The sequence below is a fragment of the Pedobacter cryoconitis genome (assembly GCF_001590605.1).
GTDB classification, from domain to species: Bacteria; Bacteroidota; Bacteroidia; order Sphingobacteriales; family Sphingobacteriaceae; genus Pedobacter; species Pedobacter cryoconitis_A.
Map to the genome: position 1 here is coordinate 315136 of NZ_CP014504.1, position 16562 is coordinate 331697.

Genomic DNA, 16562 nt, shown 5'->3' on the forward strand with positions numbered 1-16562 from the left:
CTATGAAAAGAAGAAAATTCATCGCCATGGCAGGTATTGGAACAGGCTTATTAATTCTTCCTCCTGCATTATATATCGCTTCTCCGGCGTTGCGGAAACACGCCGTCATGTTAATCAGAGAAGAATTGTATTACCTGAAACTTGATACCGCCGGAGTGGAACAGTACGTCAATGATTACTTTAGTTCTTCTTCCAATAATGTGATCACTAATTTAAGGTGGAAAGCCTTTTATTATTTAGGGATCAAAGCGGAAAAGTCAAACCAGATTTTTGAACTGATCAAGTTTTACCTGCTATCAACAGATTTTTTTATCCATAAAATGGATGAAAGTAAACTGGTCAGCTACCTGGGGTTATATAGTCCTTATAAAAGCCCTGTTCCGAATCCTTACTCCTTTGTATTATATCCAGCTGATTAATAATTATTGTACATAACTAAGCTTAAACTTATGGAGTATCTTCTGAATTGATATTGTTTCTTTTGTAAGGATATCAATTCAGAAGCTGTTTTAATCTGTCTTTGCAATAAAAGCAATTAAGCTTGTTAGATCCTGGTTAAGAGAACGAATCGTAGATTGTAACTGATTAATCATTGTTGCACGCGTATGTAAATCATCTGAACGGTAATAACCTCCCTTGCCAAATAATAAAGCTTCCTGATCCTGATCAATATGACCATCAAATTCATATTGTATCCACCTGTTTTTAATGCTTTGCGAAAGGGTTACCTCTCCTTTATTACTGAAGCTTTTTTCATGAAGCATCGCCCATATAAATTCTGGGTAATCGGTATTTGTTTTCGGTTCAGACCAGATTGTACGCAACAAATTGTGTTCATGTTCAAATTCCAGTTGTTTTCCTTTAGGATTTATAGTCAGCGCTCCTAAACCAGCACTAACTAAACCGCCACCGACACCAACAGCAGTTTGCACGCTGTTTTTAGTGATGACAGCTGTAGCAACAGTTGTTAATGCGCCCAGGATTACAGATCCTACTGTTAGTCTTGTATTTCTTTTACTATTAATACCATCCAGATAAGCTGCGGCCATATCAGCCCGCTCTCCCTCGCAATCCAGCTCAGCAGCTACCGCTTGTAACTGAGTCTGTGCAAGCAATATTCTGCTGGTTACTTTCTGTCTGAGCAAAAATGTTCCGGATACAGGTTCTTTTGTGGTTTGCTTTATTGTCCAGAGCTCATTGATTGCACTACTGATTCCTAAAATCTGGCAAAGGAGTTGATCGTGTGGGGAAATATCCGTTTTCGACAAGTCAACTTTTATTGAATCTTTCCAAAGAATTTCATGTTGAAGGTAGGGAATGTTTGGTGCACAGTAGTTATACTTAAAACTTTGCAACCTGGTATTCATCGTTGTCTTTTTTGCAGTGCTGCAAGAAGAAATGATTGCAATAGAAGCTATTGCGAAGGTTGTTTTCAGAAGTTGTGTCATAAATAGACGTTAAAGATGCTTTGAATTTCTGATAGAATCCTGTTAATATAAATAAAATCAGAATTAAAGCTTAAAAAGGAGCAGCCAAAAAAGACAAAGGCCCTATTGATTTGTTCAATAAGGCCTTTGTCTTTTAGACCACAGCTTCAACCAGAAGATCTTCATGCAGGGTCACACTCTGAAGGGATTGGTTTTGATCAAACCAGAAACAAGTCACATAACCGACTTCTGTTAGCGTACCGGCAGTCATATTCGGGCCGCCCGATTTTAGCGCTACAATTGCGCCTGTTGCAAATTTTGCCATAAGATTCAGTTTTAGTATTAGGTTTTATTAATGAAATCTGCTTTTGATATTACGAGTATAGGTAATTTCTACTACAAATATAGTGTGCCTGTATTATTAATGAAATACTTATACTATTTTGAAATAGTTGTAGTACTATTAAACAATATTAGCTTAACACTGAGTTGATAGTGTAATCATTGTTTTGTAAAACATATCTAAACATTTTTTATGAAAAAAGCTATACTCTCATCCTGCCTTATGCTTACCTTATCCTTATATTCCTGTAAAAAGAATAATGGGGGAACGATCACCGGAAATATGACTTATCCAGATATGGCCGAAGCTTCAGACCCTGCGGTATTGATGACTGCAGCAAACGGCGTAAAAGTATATAATGGAGGCTTTGGTTCTGCTGTAGCAGCTGACCCCAATGATCCTGAAGTTTTTTACCTGTTAACAGACCGTGGCCCTAATGCAGATGGTCCTGCAGATAATATCAAGATATTTGGTAAGCCCGACTTTACGCCTCAGATTGGTAAATTCCGTTTGAAAGAAGGAAAGTTAGTTTTGGAGCAAACCATATTATTGAAAAATGCTGCCGGAATCAACCTAAGCGGTTTGCCAAATTTGCCAGGTGCTGGCTCTACTGAAGAAACAGCAATTGATCTTAACGGGGCAGTTCTGGCACCAAGTAAAGATGGGCTTGATTCCGAAGGATTAGTTCGCGCTGCTGACGGCAGTTTTTGGGTGAGCGATGAATATGGGCCTCATCTTGTTCACTTTGATCCATCTGGAAAGACCATTGAGCGGATTAATCCATTTGGAGATGGTACAGGTGGCCGTAAACTTCCTGCGGTACTTGCAAGGCGTAAACCGAACCGTGGTATGGAGGGGTTAACGCTCACTCCTGATGGAAAAACCTTAGTAGGAATCATGCAGTCTCCAATGTTTAATCCTTCTAAAGCAGAAGTAAAGGGATCTGTAGTGCTGCGTATTGTAACTTTTGACATTGCTACTGGTGCGACTAAGCAATATGCTTACTTACAGGAAAATGCTTCGCTAACTGGAGTTAGTGAGATTCTGGCGATAAATAATACGACATTTTTAACTCTGGAAAGGGATGGAGATTATGGAGGAGCACCAACTACTCCCGCAACCTTTAAAAAAGTATTTAAGATTGATCTTTCTCAGGCTACAGATCTTTCTGATGCTACGAACAGTGCAGCAGGCAAGTTATTTGGAGGTAAAACCCCAGAACAATTAAAAGATTTGGCAGGTCTTCAGACAGCAGGTATCGTACCAGTCAGCAAAACAGTTGTACTTGATCTCTTAAAAGATTTGCCATCTGTTTATCCGCATGATAAAGCAGAAGGAATGGCTTTGGTTAATGGAAATACCCTGGTGATCTCAAATGATGACGATTTTGGAGTGATTCCGGGAGATAATGGTTCATTTGCACCTAAAATTTTACCGGCTACGAAGACGGTTGACCGCAACAGGTTATATTTTGTGAAGATTAAATTATAATATTTTTATAATAAAATAGAAGAGCTCTCTTGTCCTGAAGATAAGAGGGCTCTTTGTAATTGTCAGATTTTCTGATTTGTAGCTTAATATTTTAGTGTTGATTGCTTTGAATCCGGTTGTTTAAAATGATTTATTGTTTCAATATCTTCCAGTAAAACGTGAACAAATTTGTTGAATATTTTATATCATTTCAGAAATAATGCTACATTTGTCGCCACAGAGCGGATATCCAGAATTTTAATGCCCGGATGGCGAAATTGGTAAACGTTGCGGTCTCAGAAGCCGTTGGAGTAAGATCCTTGAGAGTTCGAGTCTCTCTTCGGGCACGATATGTGTTTAAAACCGCCTAGCATTCAATATGTTAGGCGGTTTTTTATTTTTCGGTGTAAATTAGGTGTCGAAAATAAGAAGTGCTACGGATCAAGTCATAAACTTGTGGAGTAGCCGATATAGTTGAAATTATTGCTGGTTTACAGTTTGATAGTGATGAATCTTTACAACAGATCATGGATTTTGAAAGAAGGATTAACGAATTAGAAGAAATTAGTAATGAATACAGGTGTGAATTGCTCTCAGCCTTAAATAAAATCAAGCTATTTATAAAGGATGAGTTAACACTGAAGACACTTGCAGCCAGGGGAAAGTAAACAAATAAACTTAATATTGTTGGCCTTCGGCAATGATGGCTGCCAATGGATGAATTACCAACTGGACAATAACTCAATTTATTGAACGATTCATTATAATGAACAATTAGTTTGTTTATTGAGATAAGTAGCGTTATCTAGAATCATTAACCGAAACAGGGATTTAAGTTTACCTTAAATCCCTGTTATTAATTGATGACCATTCCATAAAAAAACATTAATATTGAATATCACCAAGTGTTACCGAATGCGTCCGAAGAATATTTAAGCTCTTAGTTCTTTCAAAATAATCTTTTGATGGGATTAATTTTTCAAAATCTTTCAAAAACTCCGGGGTTATTAACATGGAGTAATTTCCACCTTTTGTTATCAATATTGGTAAAACATAGATAGAATTTTTATACTGATTGAAAATCTTCTTTTTATCCTTTTTGATTTCGTTAGAGACTTTTTCATATCTTATCAAACTATCAGCTCGATTTGATGGATTGGTAAACTCAACTTTACTCACCTTTCCTAAGCCGTCTATGTATACTATAATTGAAAATAGAACGGATTGTTTTTCTGGAGGTAAGGCATCAAAATTAAATGTTCCTTCTGTCATAATACCACTTAGCATGGAAGTATATATTTGATCCTCCGGCGTAGTGATTCGTGCTTTTAGCTTTTTATTTTGAGCATTTGTCTGAACTGATATCAGAATTATTATTGATAAAAAAAATAATTTAGTTATTTTCATAATTTTAAATTTAAGGGCAATAACTGCCTTTCGACTGTGTATTTGCAGTAGTAGGTTTTGTACTGTATAGGGTATTTATTTTAATAAAATCACTTTTTGCCGATGGTGCTAATCTATTAAACAAATTAGTATTCTGTAAACCTCCCCATGCTAAATTTCTAGCATCACTTTCAAGTAAAGTTGGAAATATTGACATAAGATCTTTAGTTAGCATCTTAACATAATTATCGGCAATATATTCATGTTGTACTGGCACCAACATTGGATTTCCAGGTATATCCGGGCCATACAATGCATTAAGGTATGCGTGTAAGACTTCATGGTATACAGTTGCTACATTATACTCCAGAGAATTGTTTGGCATTTTATCTGTATTAAATGATATAGTCAAATCATTTAAATTAGTTTCACTAGAAAATCTAGTGTAGGCTTCGGCATCTTTAGTATTATTGAATGGATAATCGTAGAAAGCAACATTAAATTCTTTGCCTGACAAAAATGTATTAACCATTAAATTTTTAATTTCACTCTTTACATTTTTTCCTAATGCCATTTTAAGCGCTGCATTTATGCAAGGATTTTGGACGTTGTTAGCAGTGTCTCGTCCTGCCTCTGGTGTAGAGCCTGTTGATCCACCTGATGGAGGTACGGGTTCGACAGGATAATAGTCAACAGGCCCATAACCATTATCAGTTGAAGGCCCCTGAGGATCTCCGATTTGTGGTGTAGTTGGGCCTTGCCCTTCAATTTCAACTTCTTCAAGATCATGGATGCCATTTACGGCAACAGTTTTTACTCCCGTGAATATTTTTGTTTTATTATTAGCTAACAGCAAAAATAAATTACCATTGCTACCGATTTTATTTTTTTGCTCGTATAACATAACACTGTTGGTTATTGACTTTGCTAATTGGAACCTGCCTGATGTTGCATCATACTGTCCTGCTTTTAGTAATGCACCATTTAAAGCATAAAACTCTAATAATATTGAATTGTCATTCGACACAGTATATTTTTTGATTACCTCATGTGGCAATCCATTGGTTATAATCACATTTAATTCAGAGAATGAATTAGTTGTTTGTTTAAGAGGAATGGCGAGAACGGTTTTATTTTCACTATTTATGCTGGTCTTGATATTTGACCAGTCTGGCGCCATGCCAATAGATTTTAAACTGCTTATCAGTGGGATTCCTGCTAGGGATTGCTTTTCAAGAGATGATTTAGCAATATCTACAAGAGACTGCGTAGATAGTTGGCCTTTAGCAACCTCGGGTACATTGTCTTTTTTACATGAATGCAAAAAGAGCATTATAGGAACAACTAAAAATAGATGTTTACATAAAAATTGTTTTCTCATACTTAATTTAGATTTGGTCAAGTATCGTAATTAAACTGAGCTGAATTTTTTCTTTTACGCCAAATGAGGTTTTGTCGTGGTGAAAATCGGGCAAATACGGAAACCCGTATTTTTCTCCTTCAATTAGGATGATTTTCAATTGCCTCACCAATTCATTTAACATAAGCTGTGGCTGCAAAATCAGCAAAATAGATTCCTTACCTTTGCGCGGAATTATAGCTATTTAGCCTTGATTCAAAATAATAATAAATCATTATATGCTGAGAAGAAAGACAATAGTATTGGTTATCATATGCCTGATTTTCACCATCAAGGTAAATGGACAAACAACTTGTAAAATAATGCCTGATTCTCTGGGCAAAGACCTCGCAGCTGCCTTCTTAAACCAAGAAGATCTTAGTCAGCTATCGATTTTCCCAAACGCTCCATCTGCTGCACCGCTACTCATCAATGCATGGAATAAACTACTTAATAAAGCGAAAAACAAGGAAATTACTCCAGCAAATACTACTTTCTATAACAGTTACTTCTCAACCAACCAGGTTTTAGACAATTCCCAAACACCAGACAGACTCACCTTATATGTCACATTTAAACATGCTGCTGATACACTCGCAATCAAACTGGACTTATTGAAACAGGATGACCACTGGTTATTAACAGCAGTCAAAGACAATTTCTTTTGGCTTAAGACAGCAGAAAGTAATAAGATTAGTTTTGAACCTGCCATTGGAAAGGAAGAACCAGATGCAGCAAATTCATTACCTGTCTATTCAACAACTCATGCTATCAAGGATGACCATTGGATAACAGCAGGAACATGTGTTTCAGACCCTAAGCTATTTGTCGATGCAGTATTAAACGATATGGCTGCTCATACTCCTGTAAAAGAGCTTCCTTATCTGGTTTCTGAAGCCGAATTTATCCAGTATTTTCGCTCAGATATCCTGCAAATGGCAGGTAATAAATTAAAAGGTTCGCCAGGTGCCCAGGAAAAAGAAATATTAACAAATATTCAGACGCTGATGAATAAACATCCTGAACAATATTATAGTGAAATATTAAATGATATCAGTTCGGTTTCCGACTATCTTGGAAGTACTAAATATACGATCAGCAAGAATAAATCAATAAGCTATAAGATTGGGAATTTTGATAATGACCTTTATGCATCCGGTAAAATAAGTTTGGAGGTGACCGTCAAATTTGAAATTGAAAATGGTGAAGATACAATTCAGTTCTCCGGTTACTGGATTAATGGCAAATGGATACTTGCAGAATTGGACCGGTTGTCTATTTAAGCTTTGCAACACTTCTGTATGTAAAGTCAAATCTTTCAGTACCGGATATTTTTACCATTACTAATCTCTAATTTTATAAAACAGGCAAATATCCTGTCTTAATAGAGAGCTCAATAATGGTAAATGAAACACATCAAAAGAAACTATCAAGTATCCCATATTCAGTATTAGATTTAGCAACAGTAGTTGCAGGAAAGACACCTTCTGATACTTTTATCAATAGCGTTGATCTGGCGCAAAATGCAGAGAAATTTGGTTATACCAGGTATTGGCTGGCAGAACATCACAACATGATTAGTGTGGCCAGCTCTGCAACTTCGCTGCTGATCGGTCATATCGCAGGGAATACCAAGACCATCCGGGTAGGTTCTGGCGGAATTATGCTGCCTAACCACTCCCCGTTAATCGTTGCAGAACAGTTTGGAACTTTGGCCTCGTTATATCCAGGAAGAATAGATTTAGGCCTCGGTCGTGCGCCGGGGACAGATCAAACCACTGCAATGGCTATCAGAGGAGAGCGCTTTAACGCGGTGCATGACTTCCCGCAAGATATTATCAAATTACAAACTTTTTTCTCTGCAGATAATGCAAATAGCCGTGTCAGAGCAATTCCGGGTGAAGGACTCGACATTCCAATCTGGGTACTGGGGTCAAGTACTGACAGTGCACGTTTAGCTGCCGCTATGGGACTTCCTTATGCTTTTGCAAGTCATTTTGCTCCGGCACAATTCCTGACAGCAATCAACCTTTACCGTCAGAATTTCAAACCTTCTGAACATCTTAAAGAACCATATGTAATCTCTTGTATCAATGTAATCGCTGCAGATACAGATGCGGAAGCAGACAGACTGTCCACTTCTTTAAAACGCTTTTTTATGGGAGTTGTAACCGGTAAACTTGAACTACTGCAACCTCCGGTTGACCATATGAATGACGTGTGGACTGACTACGAAGAAGAAGCAGTGAGCCAAATGATAGCCTGTTCATTTTTTGGTAGTCCTGAAACTATCAAAGAAGATATGGAATCTTTTATTAAACAGACCGGAGTTGATGAGGTCATGGTTACTTCTCACATTTTTGATCATCAGGCAAGATTGCATTCGTACCAGCTTTTTGCAGAGCTGATGAAGGGGTAACTGGCGTCTCAAACAAATAACAAAATCTCTCAGGAGACTAAATGGATTTTAAACTAATATAGCATGGAATACAGACAATTAGGCGCATCGGGACTTAAAGTGCCCGTATTAAGTTTTGGTACTGCAACTTTTGGTGGTGGAAATGAATTCTTTAAAGCCTGGGGAAGTACACAAGCAGATGAAGCAAGCAGACTGATCAACCTTTGCCTGGATGCAGGTGTTAATCTTTTTGATACTGCGAACGTATATTCTAACGGACTTTCGGAAGAAATTTTAGGGCAAGCCCTCAAAGGGTTGCGCAATAAAGTTTTAATCTCCACTAAAGCTACTTTTGCAATGGCTGACGGACCAAATGATCTGGGATCTTCCAGATTTCATTTGCTAAAGCAATGTGAAGACAGTTTAAAAAGACTGAATACTGATCACATTGACATTTATCACATGCACGGTTTTGATGCAACTACACCAGTTGAAGAAACCTTGAAGACTTTAGAAAACCTGGTAGAAAGTGGTAAAGTACGTTATATAGCCTGCTCTAATTTTTCAGGCTGGCACTTAATGAAATCCCTTTCAGTTTCCGAAAGATACGGATGGTCCAGATATATCGCCCACCAAGCCTATTATTCTTTGCTTGACCGGGAATTTGAATGGGAATTAATGCCATTAGGAATCGATCAGAAAGTTGGGACGATTGTATGGAGCCCTTTGGCTTCGGGACGTTTATCAGGAAAATACAGACGCAACCAACCACTTCCTGAGAATAACCGTGTACAACAGGGAGGAGGGCATGGACCTGCTCTAGATGAAGAACGTTTATATACAATCATGGATGCACTGGACATTGTAGCCGAAGAAACAGGTAAAACTGTTGCACAGGTCTCATTAAACTGGCTATTACAGCGTCCTACGGTTTCAAATATTGTAATTGGGGCTAGAAATGAAGAGCAATTGAAACAAAATCTGGAAGCAATAGGCTGGAACCTGAATACAGATCAGGTGAAAAGACTAGATGAGGCTAGTCAACTGGAGCCGGTTTATCCTTACTGGCACCAAAGACAAAGTTTGCAATTAAACCCATTGCCAGAATTTTATAAAGGATAATATTCCTGTCAACGCAACTATGGTTGGAGATTGGCTGGCTCAATAAAATGAACAAAAACAAAAAACCAATGAAAACCATAGTTGTTTAATAGGTGTAATTTGTAAATTAGCCTAAACTAAATATAAACTTATGAAATACATTTCACTGCTTTTACTGATTACGGCAATCTCCTTCACAGGTTTTGCACAAAACAAAGATGCTATTCTTGGTCAATGGGTTAACTCCACAGGGGAGGCACATGTAGAGATTTATAAAAAAGAGTCTAAATATTTCGGTAAGATTGTATGGCTTAAGGCTCCGAAAGATGAAAAAGGCAATGCAAAAACGGATATAAAAAATCCTGATGCCAAACTGAAGTCAAGACCTATATTAGGAATGGAAATGCTTAAAGACTTTGTTTTTGAGGATGGTAAATGGACTGACGGAAAAATCTATGATCCTAAATCGGGTAAAACCTATAGCTGTAATATGAACCTTAAAGACAACGGTGATTTGAATATGCGCGGGTATATCGGTATCTCGATTATTGGAAGATCTGAAGTCTGGAAAAAAGTTAAATAATGCGAATACTCCTGTACCTTTTATTGCTGACGCCCTTTGCTGTATTTTCACAAACCTATGAACTAAGTACTGTTAGTACTGGAACCAATACCAGTATCAGAGGGATGTCTGTCGTATCTGACAGCATTGCCTGGGTAAGTGGGAGCAACGGATTTATTGGCAGAAGCATAGATGGAGGTAAGGAGTGGACATGGACAAAACCCAAAGGCTATGAAAAACTCGATTTCAGGGATATCGAAGCATTTGATAAAAACCATGCAGTAATCGTCAATGCAGGTTCCCCAGCATATGTTCTTCGTACTGAAGATGGAGGTAAAAGCTGGACTGAAACCTATAAAAACCTGGACTCTGCTATATTTCTTGATGGCATGTCATTCTGGGATAAAAAACATGGGATCATCTTTGGTGATCCCATTCAAAATCATTTACAACTGCTTATTACCGATGATGGAGGATGTAACTGGAAAGATGTATCCTCCAGATTAGAACAGACTTTAGCAACAGGCGAAGCAGGTTTTGCTGCAAGTGGCACCGGAATTAAAACCTTGCCCGGTGGAAAAGTCTGGATCGCTACAGGCGGTACAAAATCAAACATTTATGCTTCTGACAATTACGGGCTGAGCTGGAAAAGATATGACTGTCCGATTTTGCATGGAAAAAGCACTACCGGAGCATTCTCCGTTGACTTCTATAACGAAAATCAGGGGATAGTAGTTGGTGGTGATTATGAAAAAGATAAGGAGAACACCAACAACGTCTTACTCACCAGCGATGGAGGAAAATCATGGTCAAAACCATCCAGACCAGTATTCGGTTTCCGTTCGGGAGTAATCTGGTATGATGATAAAACCTGTTTTGCGACTGGTACCTCAGGTACCGATGTTTCCAGAGACGGAGGAATGAATTGGTATCACATTTCTGAAGAAAGCTTTAATGTCATTCAAAAAGCAAAAGGCGGCAAGCTCATTTTACTTGCCGGTGGTAAAGGGTTGATCTACAGTTTGAAAATCAAATAAGCTGACTAATCAATTTCGAGAATCTCTTTAGCAAGCGTAATCATTTTCTCTGTACCTGTATACTTTCCATGCTCATCAGATAATTTGATCACATCTGTCCACTGCTCATTCTGAGGTTGGGCCTGGGTCATCTTAATCACAATATTCATAGGTTCAGGCCCAGCATCATTAGTCAGGTTAGTTCCAATACCGAAGGATATACCAATCCTGTTGCGACAATGGCCAGCTATGCGGGCAACCTTTTCATAATTAAGCGCATCAGAAAAAATGATAGTTTTATTCTTTGGATCTATACCCATCCGCTCATAATGTGCAATAACTTTATCCGCAAAAAGCAGCGGATCACCACTGTCATGCCTAACCCCATCAAATAGCTTCGAGAACATTTTGTCAAACTGTCTGAAAAATACATCAGTCGTATAAGTATCAGATAATGCAATCCCTAGATCTCCGCGGAAAACCTGTACCCAATGCTCTAAACCTAAAGAATTTGCCATTTTAAAACCATAACGTGCCGCATGGAACATGAACCACTCATGCGCATGTGTACCAATTGGTTTGGTTTGATGAACCATTGCCATATGCACATTACTAGTTCCAATAAATGAGCCCTCCCCATACTGTTGTAAGGTTTGCAATACTAAGCGGTGAATAGCATAAGAATACCTCCGGCGTGTACCGAATTCAGCAACCGTAACTCCAAGATCACGGTAGTTTTCAATCTTTTTCCTTGTTCTTTGAATGACCTCTTCGTTGCTGATTCTAACTGCATGAGTCAGCTCGTAGAATAGCTCGCAAATTAAGGACATAATTGGAACCTCCCATAAAATAGCCCGATACCATAAGCCTTCGATATGTATTTCTAACTGATCGCCCACCTGTTCAATATGAACTTCATCTGGCTGATAACGATAACCTTCCAAAAAATCCAGGTACAGCGGATCAAGATAAGGGCAGTTTACCTGCAGGAATTTCTTTTCCTCCCGCGTTAACCGCAGCGCTGGCATTTCATTAACGGCTTTACGCAATGTATCACCAAATCCCGGTGGAAAAGAATGTTTACCACGGTTTATAAATTTATAACGCACTTTGGCATAGGGAAATAAACGTATTACGCCCTGTTGCATCGTGAACTTATAAAAGTCATTATCAAGGATGGACACAATTGAAGTAACGGGTTGTATAGTCATATCGTAAGGCTAATCATCAACTGACTTAACACAATTCGCGCCATTAGCTGATGGATTGGCCTTAAATATAAACTTAATTGGCACAGTCACTGATATATTAGTTCAATGGGGATTGAATCACCGCGGGAAAATCAAGGAAGATATACTTGTATAGTTTCTTTACCGTTATAGTGTTGTGCAAGCGAATCTGCGGGATTGGTTATCAAATAATAAAGATTTTGTACTGAAAGATAAAGATGCCTTAACAAGGCATGGTATAAACATACACTATATTTACGGCGGATATTTACAGCGGAAATACTGGCGGCACAATTAATATAATTGGCAGCATAATAATTTACAGCAATACATAAAGACTCTTAAAGTCGAAGCGGGGAAAACACACAGGATGACTAAAAAAGTCAAGTTTATTAATACCAATCAGTCTGCATTTTATAGTACGGTACGAAAAAGGGTTGATACCTATTTTACAGCAAATAATATTTCTATCCATGCAAATGGAGCTATGTGGTTTAAAGCCATATTCTTTTTAACAGGTTTAACAGTACTATATTTGCTTATTTGCTTCGCTAATCTTAGTCTGCCAATCTTATTGTTGCTAGCCATATTGTTGGGTACGTTCGGTGCATTTGTCGGGTTTAATATCTGTCATGATGCCATTCATAATTCCTTTTCGGGCAATGCCACTGTCAACAAGATTTTCAGCTTCGTGTTTAATCTGATTGGCGCCAGTCCATACGTCTGGAATATTTGCCATAACATTGTGCACCATACCTATACAAATATTGCAGGGCATGATGAAGATATTGACGTAGCGCCAGGTCTTATCCGGTTTTCTGATACCGAAACGGTTAACAAACTGCAACGTTATCAGCATTACTATGCATTCATATTGTATAGTTTTTCTATGTTATCATGGGTTTTCAGAAAAGATTATAAGAAGTTTTTTCAACATAAAATCGGAGAACATACCGTGGTTCATCCCCGGGTCGAATATTACAAACTATTTGGTTATAAAGCAATCTATTACTTCCTTTTTATAGCCTTGCCTTTACTGGTGATGCCGATTACTTTTGGGCAATTTGTAATCGGTTTTCTGGCTATGCAATTTGCTCAGGGCTTAGTCCTTGGACTTGTGTTCCAGCTGGCACACGTGGTAGAAGGAACAGATTTTCCATTACCGAATAAAGAAGGAAATATGGAAGAAGCCTGGGCAGCTCATCAAATGAGAACTACGGCGAATTTTGCAGGAGGAAGCAAAATAGCGGCATTTTTATGCGGGGGATTAAACCGCCAGATAGAACACCACCTTTTTCCAAAGATCTGTCATATCCACTATCCTGCAATAGGACTTATTGTTAAAGAAACCGCCAGAGAATTTAATCTTCCTTATATAGAAAGTCTCACTTTTACAGGCGCTTTGCAATCACATTACCGAACGCTGCGGAGGCTGGGAAAAGAGACTTATCAAACAAATAAAAACATTAACAGGGAAGTTTATCCTGTTCCTGAAACTGTTGTTGTTATACTCTGAATTTAATGAGTTTGATTATATACCGCTGAAGTTTAACTGATTTAATGAGGCATATTAACGGAGCACATTTGCAGGAGTATTTTTTTTACTAACCGGGATCAAGACCCGTTTCCATAAACTTTTATCAATACGATTGGTATCTATATCATTTATCCAGAACAAACTGGAGGTGATATATACAACTTTGCAAGTTTTATAAATGGGGTAGGTCTTTTGATCAGAACCACAGCCTTTTCTTCTTAAAACTATCTGAGTACCCGGATTGTCTTTTTGTTCAAATAAAGTGCGGTCAGTATTCCAGCTGCACATACCAGAAAAGACAGTTATAAATGCTAGAAAGGCAGCAACAAATGCAATAACCAATGTTAAAGCTATTTTTCCCAGCAGCAGCTTTTTACTATCTGTTACTTTTAACGTACCTGCTAAAGTAAAAATCACAGCTGTTTGTAATCCATAAAATACAAACAGCTGGTGAAAGTTTCCGCTTTTTCCAATCTTGATTTCCAATGGAATAACTTTTCCGAACAGCGCTATAATTACCCAACAAACAATGACAATTATCGAAGCCCAAAATATAAGTCTTTTAAGCAACTGTATCGAAGAATTGTTAACCATTCAGGTAATTGGTTATGTTCGTCAGTACTTTCTCTGATAGTCTTTGTTTCGCTTCAAACGTAAAGCCTCCAAACTGATCTGATAAAATGATATTATCATGGCCTGAAAATTCTTCTGCAAAGTCTCCAACTCCATCTGCATCGAAAATGGCAAAATTCTTTGCATCCGCAATCCAGTTCAGAAAAGCTTCCTTCTCAAAAGGTACACCCAGAGATGTATTGACAAGAATTGAATTTGGTTTCTTTAACTTAAACTCCCTTTCTGTAAGTATAACTGTGTTTTTTGGCAAATGTGTCGAGATGATATCACACGATGCTATTAATTCCGCTAAAGGCAAAAATGTAATCCCATTTTTTTCCTGCTCGTACTTTCTGCTGCGGCTAAAATAAAATACCTGCATTCCAAAATGCTGTGCGGTTTGGGCAACCATCAGTCCTAAGGTTCCCAGACCAATGATCCCCATGCTTTTATTTTTTAACTCTACAGGCTCATCTTTCCATCTGGCCTTTATTAAACCTTTCAATAAGAAAATCAGCTGTGCGAATATAAATTCTACCGCACCTTCATCCCCATAATCCTTAACCCCTTTTACCTGGATACCTTTTTCACGGGCAGCTATAATATTGACATTTGCAGAAGCTTCGTCATATAAACTGCAACACATACCAATATATTTTAAGTGGGAAGTCTGTGCAATGATCTCTGCCGTAATTTTTGTTTGCCAGCTCACCAGCACACAGTCTGAATCTCCAATACGGGCAAGCGTTTCATCGTCATCCTGAGGATAATCACTATAGATGCTAATCTTATTTTTTGATAAAGCAGTAAGCTGGTTTATGATTTCCTGAGTAAGGCCACAGCTATCTATGATGGTTATTTTTTCAAATCGCATGTTAGTGTTAATTAATTATCAGAAATGCGAATATATATTAATTGTAATCAGTAAGATATAAGTTAAACAAAAAGAAAGGAGGTTCAATCGACGAAATCACATAATTGACAGGTAAGTAGATAAGAGTCACGTTCTTATCGCATATCAAATTAAAGTCACAAATCTACTATACCTCTACCGCTATTAAGCTGAGCTTTATAACAAATAAAAATTGAGCTTTACAACAAAATATACTCCTTGAATACTTCCGAACTTTAACTTCATAAAATCATAAAAATGACAAATTCAGAAACAACCACAAAAGTTTGGTTTATCACCGGAAGTTCAAGAGGATTAGGAAGAAACCTGACCGAAAGTGTGCTCGCAAGCGGAGCTTATGTAGTAGCAACAGCCCGTAATCCGGAAAAATTAAACGACCTTCTGGCAAAATATCCGGATCAGCTTTATACTGTAAAGCTGGAAGTCACAGATCAAAATCAAATTAATCAGGCAGTTAAAGCGGCTATCGGGCATTTTGGCCGTATTAATGTATTGGTAAACAATGCCGGTTTTGGCATTACCGGAGCTGCTGAAGCTTTTACGGATGAAGAAGTGCGCAGTCAGCTGGAAACTAATTTATATGCGCCTATTGCGATTACGCGTGCTATTTTACCTTATATGCGTAAACAACGCTCAGGAAGGATTCTTCAGATCAGTTCTGTAGGAGGGAGGGTTGGTCATTTCGGACTGACAATTTATCAAGCTGCTAAATTTGGCCTTGGTGGTTTTAGCGAAGCATTAGCTCAAGAAGTTGCTCATTTGGGAATTTATGTAACGAGCGTAGAGCCAGGAGGATTCCGTACAGACTGGGCAGGTGATTCGATGAGTTATGCGCAAACAGTGGAAGGATACGAATCTACTGTCGATCAAATAGCAGGACTCTTTAAAGCAGGTAATTTTGTGCCAATGGGAGATCCTGACAAAGCTGCGAAAGTAATGATTGATTTAGTTGAACATCCAAATCCACCAGTGCACCTGATACTGGGCAGTGAAGCTGTAGGGCTTATAAAACATGCTGAAGCTTTAAAAACAGCAGAATTTGAAGAGTGGATACCAGTATCTGTCTCTACCGACCACACAAACGCCGTCAATTTTCTGGAAACTGAAGAAGGAAAAACATTGTTGAAAAAAGCGTAAACCAGGAGCCAGTTTATCTTATATATTTGAGC

16 protein-coding genes and 1 tRNA gene are annotated in these 16562 nt (G+C 38.0%); 10 read left to right on the plus strand and 7 right to left on the minus strand.

Translation table 11 applies throughout. The features are described from left to right. The first annotated feature begins 2 nt into the window (after positions 1–2). On the plus strand, positions 3–419 hold the full coding sequence (locus tag AY601_RS01390) for a hypothetical protein (protein ID WP_068395460.1): 417 nt from the start codon (positions 3–5) through the stop codon (positions 417–419). A gap of 90 nt (positions 420–509) precedes the next feature. Here the strand turns inward: AY601_RS01390 and AY601_RS01395 are convergent, their stop codons facing one another. Both AY601_RS01395 and AY601_RS25210 read right to left on the minus strand, forming a co-directional pair. Further along, a complete protein-coding gene (locus tag AY601_RS01395) occupies positions 510–1448 on the minus strand; it encodes a hypothetical protein (RefSeq protein ID WP_068395462.1) in 939 nt (312 codons plus the stop codon). A gap of 133 nt (positions 1449–1581) precedes the next feature. Beyond that, positions 1582–1752: a DUF2158 domain-containing protein gene (locus tag AY601_RS25210; RefSeq protein WP_084359010.1), complete on the minus strand. Its 171-nt coding sequence runs from the start codon at positions 1750–1752 to the stop codon at positions 1582–1584. A 210-nt stretch (positions 1753–1962) separates the two neighbouring features. Between AY601_RS25210 and AY601_RS01400 the strand changes: the two genes are divergently transcribed. Together AY601_RS01400 and AY601_RS01405 are read left to right on the plus strand one after the other, a co-directional pair. Beyond that, entirely contained in the window at positions 1963–3261 is a 1299-nt protein-coding gene (locus tag AY601_RS01400; RefSeq protein WP_068395465.1) for an esterase-like activity of phytase family protein, read from the plus strand. A 242-nt stretch (positions 3262–3503) separates the two neighbouring features. Beyond that, a tRNA-Leu gene (locus tag AY601_RS01405) sits at positions 3504–3587 on the plus strand. Between the two features lie 538 nt (positions 3588–4125). Here AY601_RS01405 and AY601_RS01410 read toward each other — a convergent pair. Both AY601_RS01410 and AY601_RS01415 read right to left on the minus strand, forming a co-directional pair. Then, positions 4126–4647, minus strand: coding sequence for a hypothetical protein (locus AY601_RS01410; protein ID WP_068395467.1), 522 nt, complete (start codon positions 4645–4647; stop codon positions 4126–4128). Positions 4648–4657: 10 nt separating this feature from the next. Continuing rightward, positions 4658–6007: a hypothetical protein gene (locus AY601_RS01415; protein ID WP_157287636.1), complete on the minus strand. Its 1350-nt coding sequence runs from the start codon at positions 6005–6007 to the stop codon at positions 4658–4660. Between the two features lie 257 nt (positions 6008–6264). Between AY601_RS01415 and AY601_RS01420 the strand changes: the two genes are divergently transcribed. From AY601_RS01420 to AY601_RS01440, 5 genes are all read left to right on the plus strand, one after another. Then, positions 6265–7308, plus strand: a complete 1044-nt coding sequence (locus tag AY601_RS01420) for a hypothetical protein (RefSeq protein ID WP_068395471.1) — start codon at positions 6265–6267, stop codon at positions 7306–7308. A 116-nt stretch (positions 7309–7424) separates the two neighbouring features. Beyond that, positions 7425–8444: an LLM class flavin-dependent oxidoreductase gene (locus tag AY601_RS01425; protein ID WP_068395473.1), complete on the plus strand. Its 1020-nt coding sequence runs from the start codon at positions 7425–7427 to the stop codon at positions 8442–8444. 63 nt (positions 8445–8507) lie between these two features. Continuing rightward, the gene (locus AY601_RS01430) at positions 8508–9545 is read left to right on the plus strand and encodes an aldo/keto reductase (protein WP_068395474.1); all 1038 of its coding nucleotides are present in this window, start codon (positions 8508–8510) and stop codon (positions 9543–9545) included. 130 nt (positions 9546–9675) lie between these two features. Continuing rightward, positions 9676–10107 (plus strand): DUF2147 domain-containing protein, encoded by a 432-nt coding sequence (locus tag AY601_RS01435; protein ID WP_068395476.1) that lies wholly within the window; start codon positions 9676–9678, stop codon positions 10105–10107. Next, entirely contained in the window at positions 10107–11123 is a 1017-nt protein-coding gene (locus AY601_RS01440; protein ID WP_068395478.1) for a WD40/YVTN/BNR-like repeat-containing protein, read from the plus strand. The genes AY601_RS01435 and AY601_RS01440 overlap by 1 nt, the downstream gene beginning before the upstream one ends. Positions 11124–11128: 5 nt before the next feature. On the opposite strand, the gene pncB is transcribed toward AY601_RS01440, so the two are convergent. Beyond that, positions 11129–12313, minus strand: a complete 1185-nt coding sequence (gene pncB, locus AY601_RS01445; protein ID WP_068395480.1) for a nicotinate phosphoribosyltransferase — start codon at positions 12311–12313, stop codon at positions 11129–11131. 388 nt (positions 12314–12701) lie between these two features. Between pncB and AY601_RS01450 the strand changes: the two genes are divergently transcribed. After that, positions 12702–13847, plus strand: coding sequence for a fatty acid desaturase family protein (locus AY601_RS01450; RefSeq protein WP_068395482.1), 1146 nt, complete (start codon positions 12702–12704; stop codon positions 13845–13847). Between the two features lie 54 nt (positions 13848–13901). Here the strand turns inward: AY601_RS01450 and AY601_RS01455 are convergent, their stop codons facing one another. Both AY601_RS01455 and AY601_RS01460 read right to left on the minus strand, forming a co-directional pair. Further along, positions 13902–14462, minus strand: coding sequence for a hypothetical protein (locus AY601_RS01455; RefSeq protein WP_068395484.1), 561 nt, complete (start codon positions 14460–14462; stop codon positions 13902–13904). Then, positions 14455–15354 carry an NAD(P)-dependent oxidoreductase gene (locus tag AY601_RS01460; RefSeq protein WP_068395486.1) on the minus strand — a complete coding sequence of 300 codons (900 nt, stop codon included), beginning with the start codon at positions 15352–15354 and terminating at the stop codon, positions 14455–14457. Before AY601_RS01460 ends, AY601_RS01455 begins: the two co-directional genes overlap by 8 nt. 276 nt (positions 15355–15630) lie before the next feature. On the opposite strand from AY601_RS01460, the gene AY601_RS01465 reads away from it, so the two are divergent. After that, on the plus strand, positions 15631–16530 hold the full coding sequence (locus AY601_RS01465; RefSeq protein WP_068395488.1) for an oxidoreductase: 900 nt from the start codon (positions 15631–15633) through the stop codon (positions 16528–16530). The last annotated feature ends 32 nt before the right edge of the window (positions 16531–16562 follow it).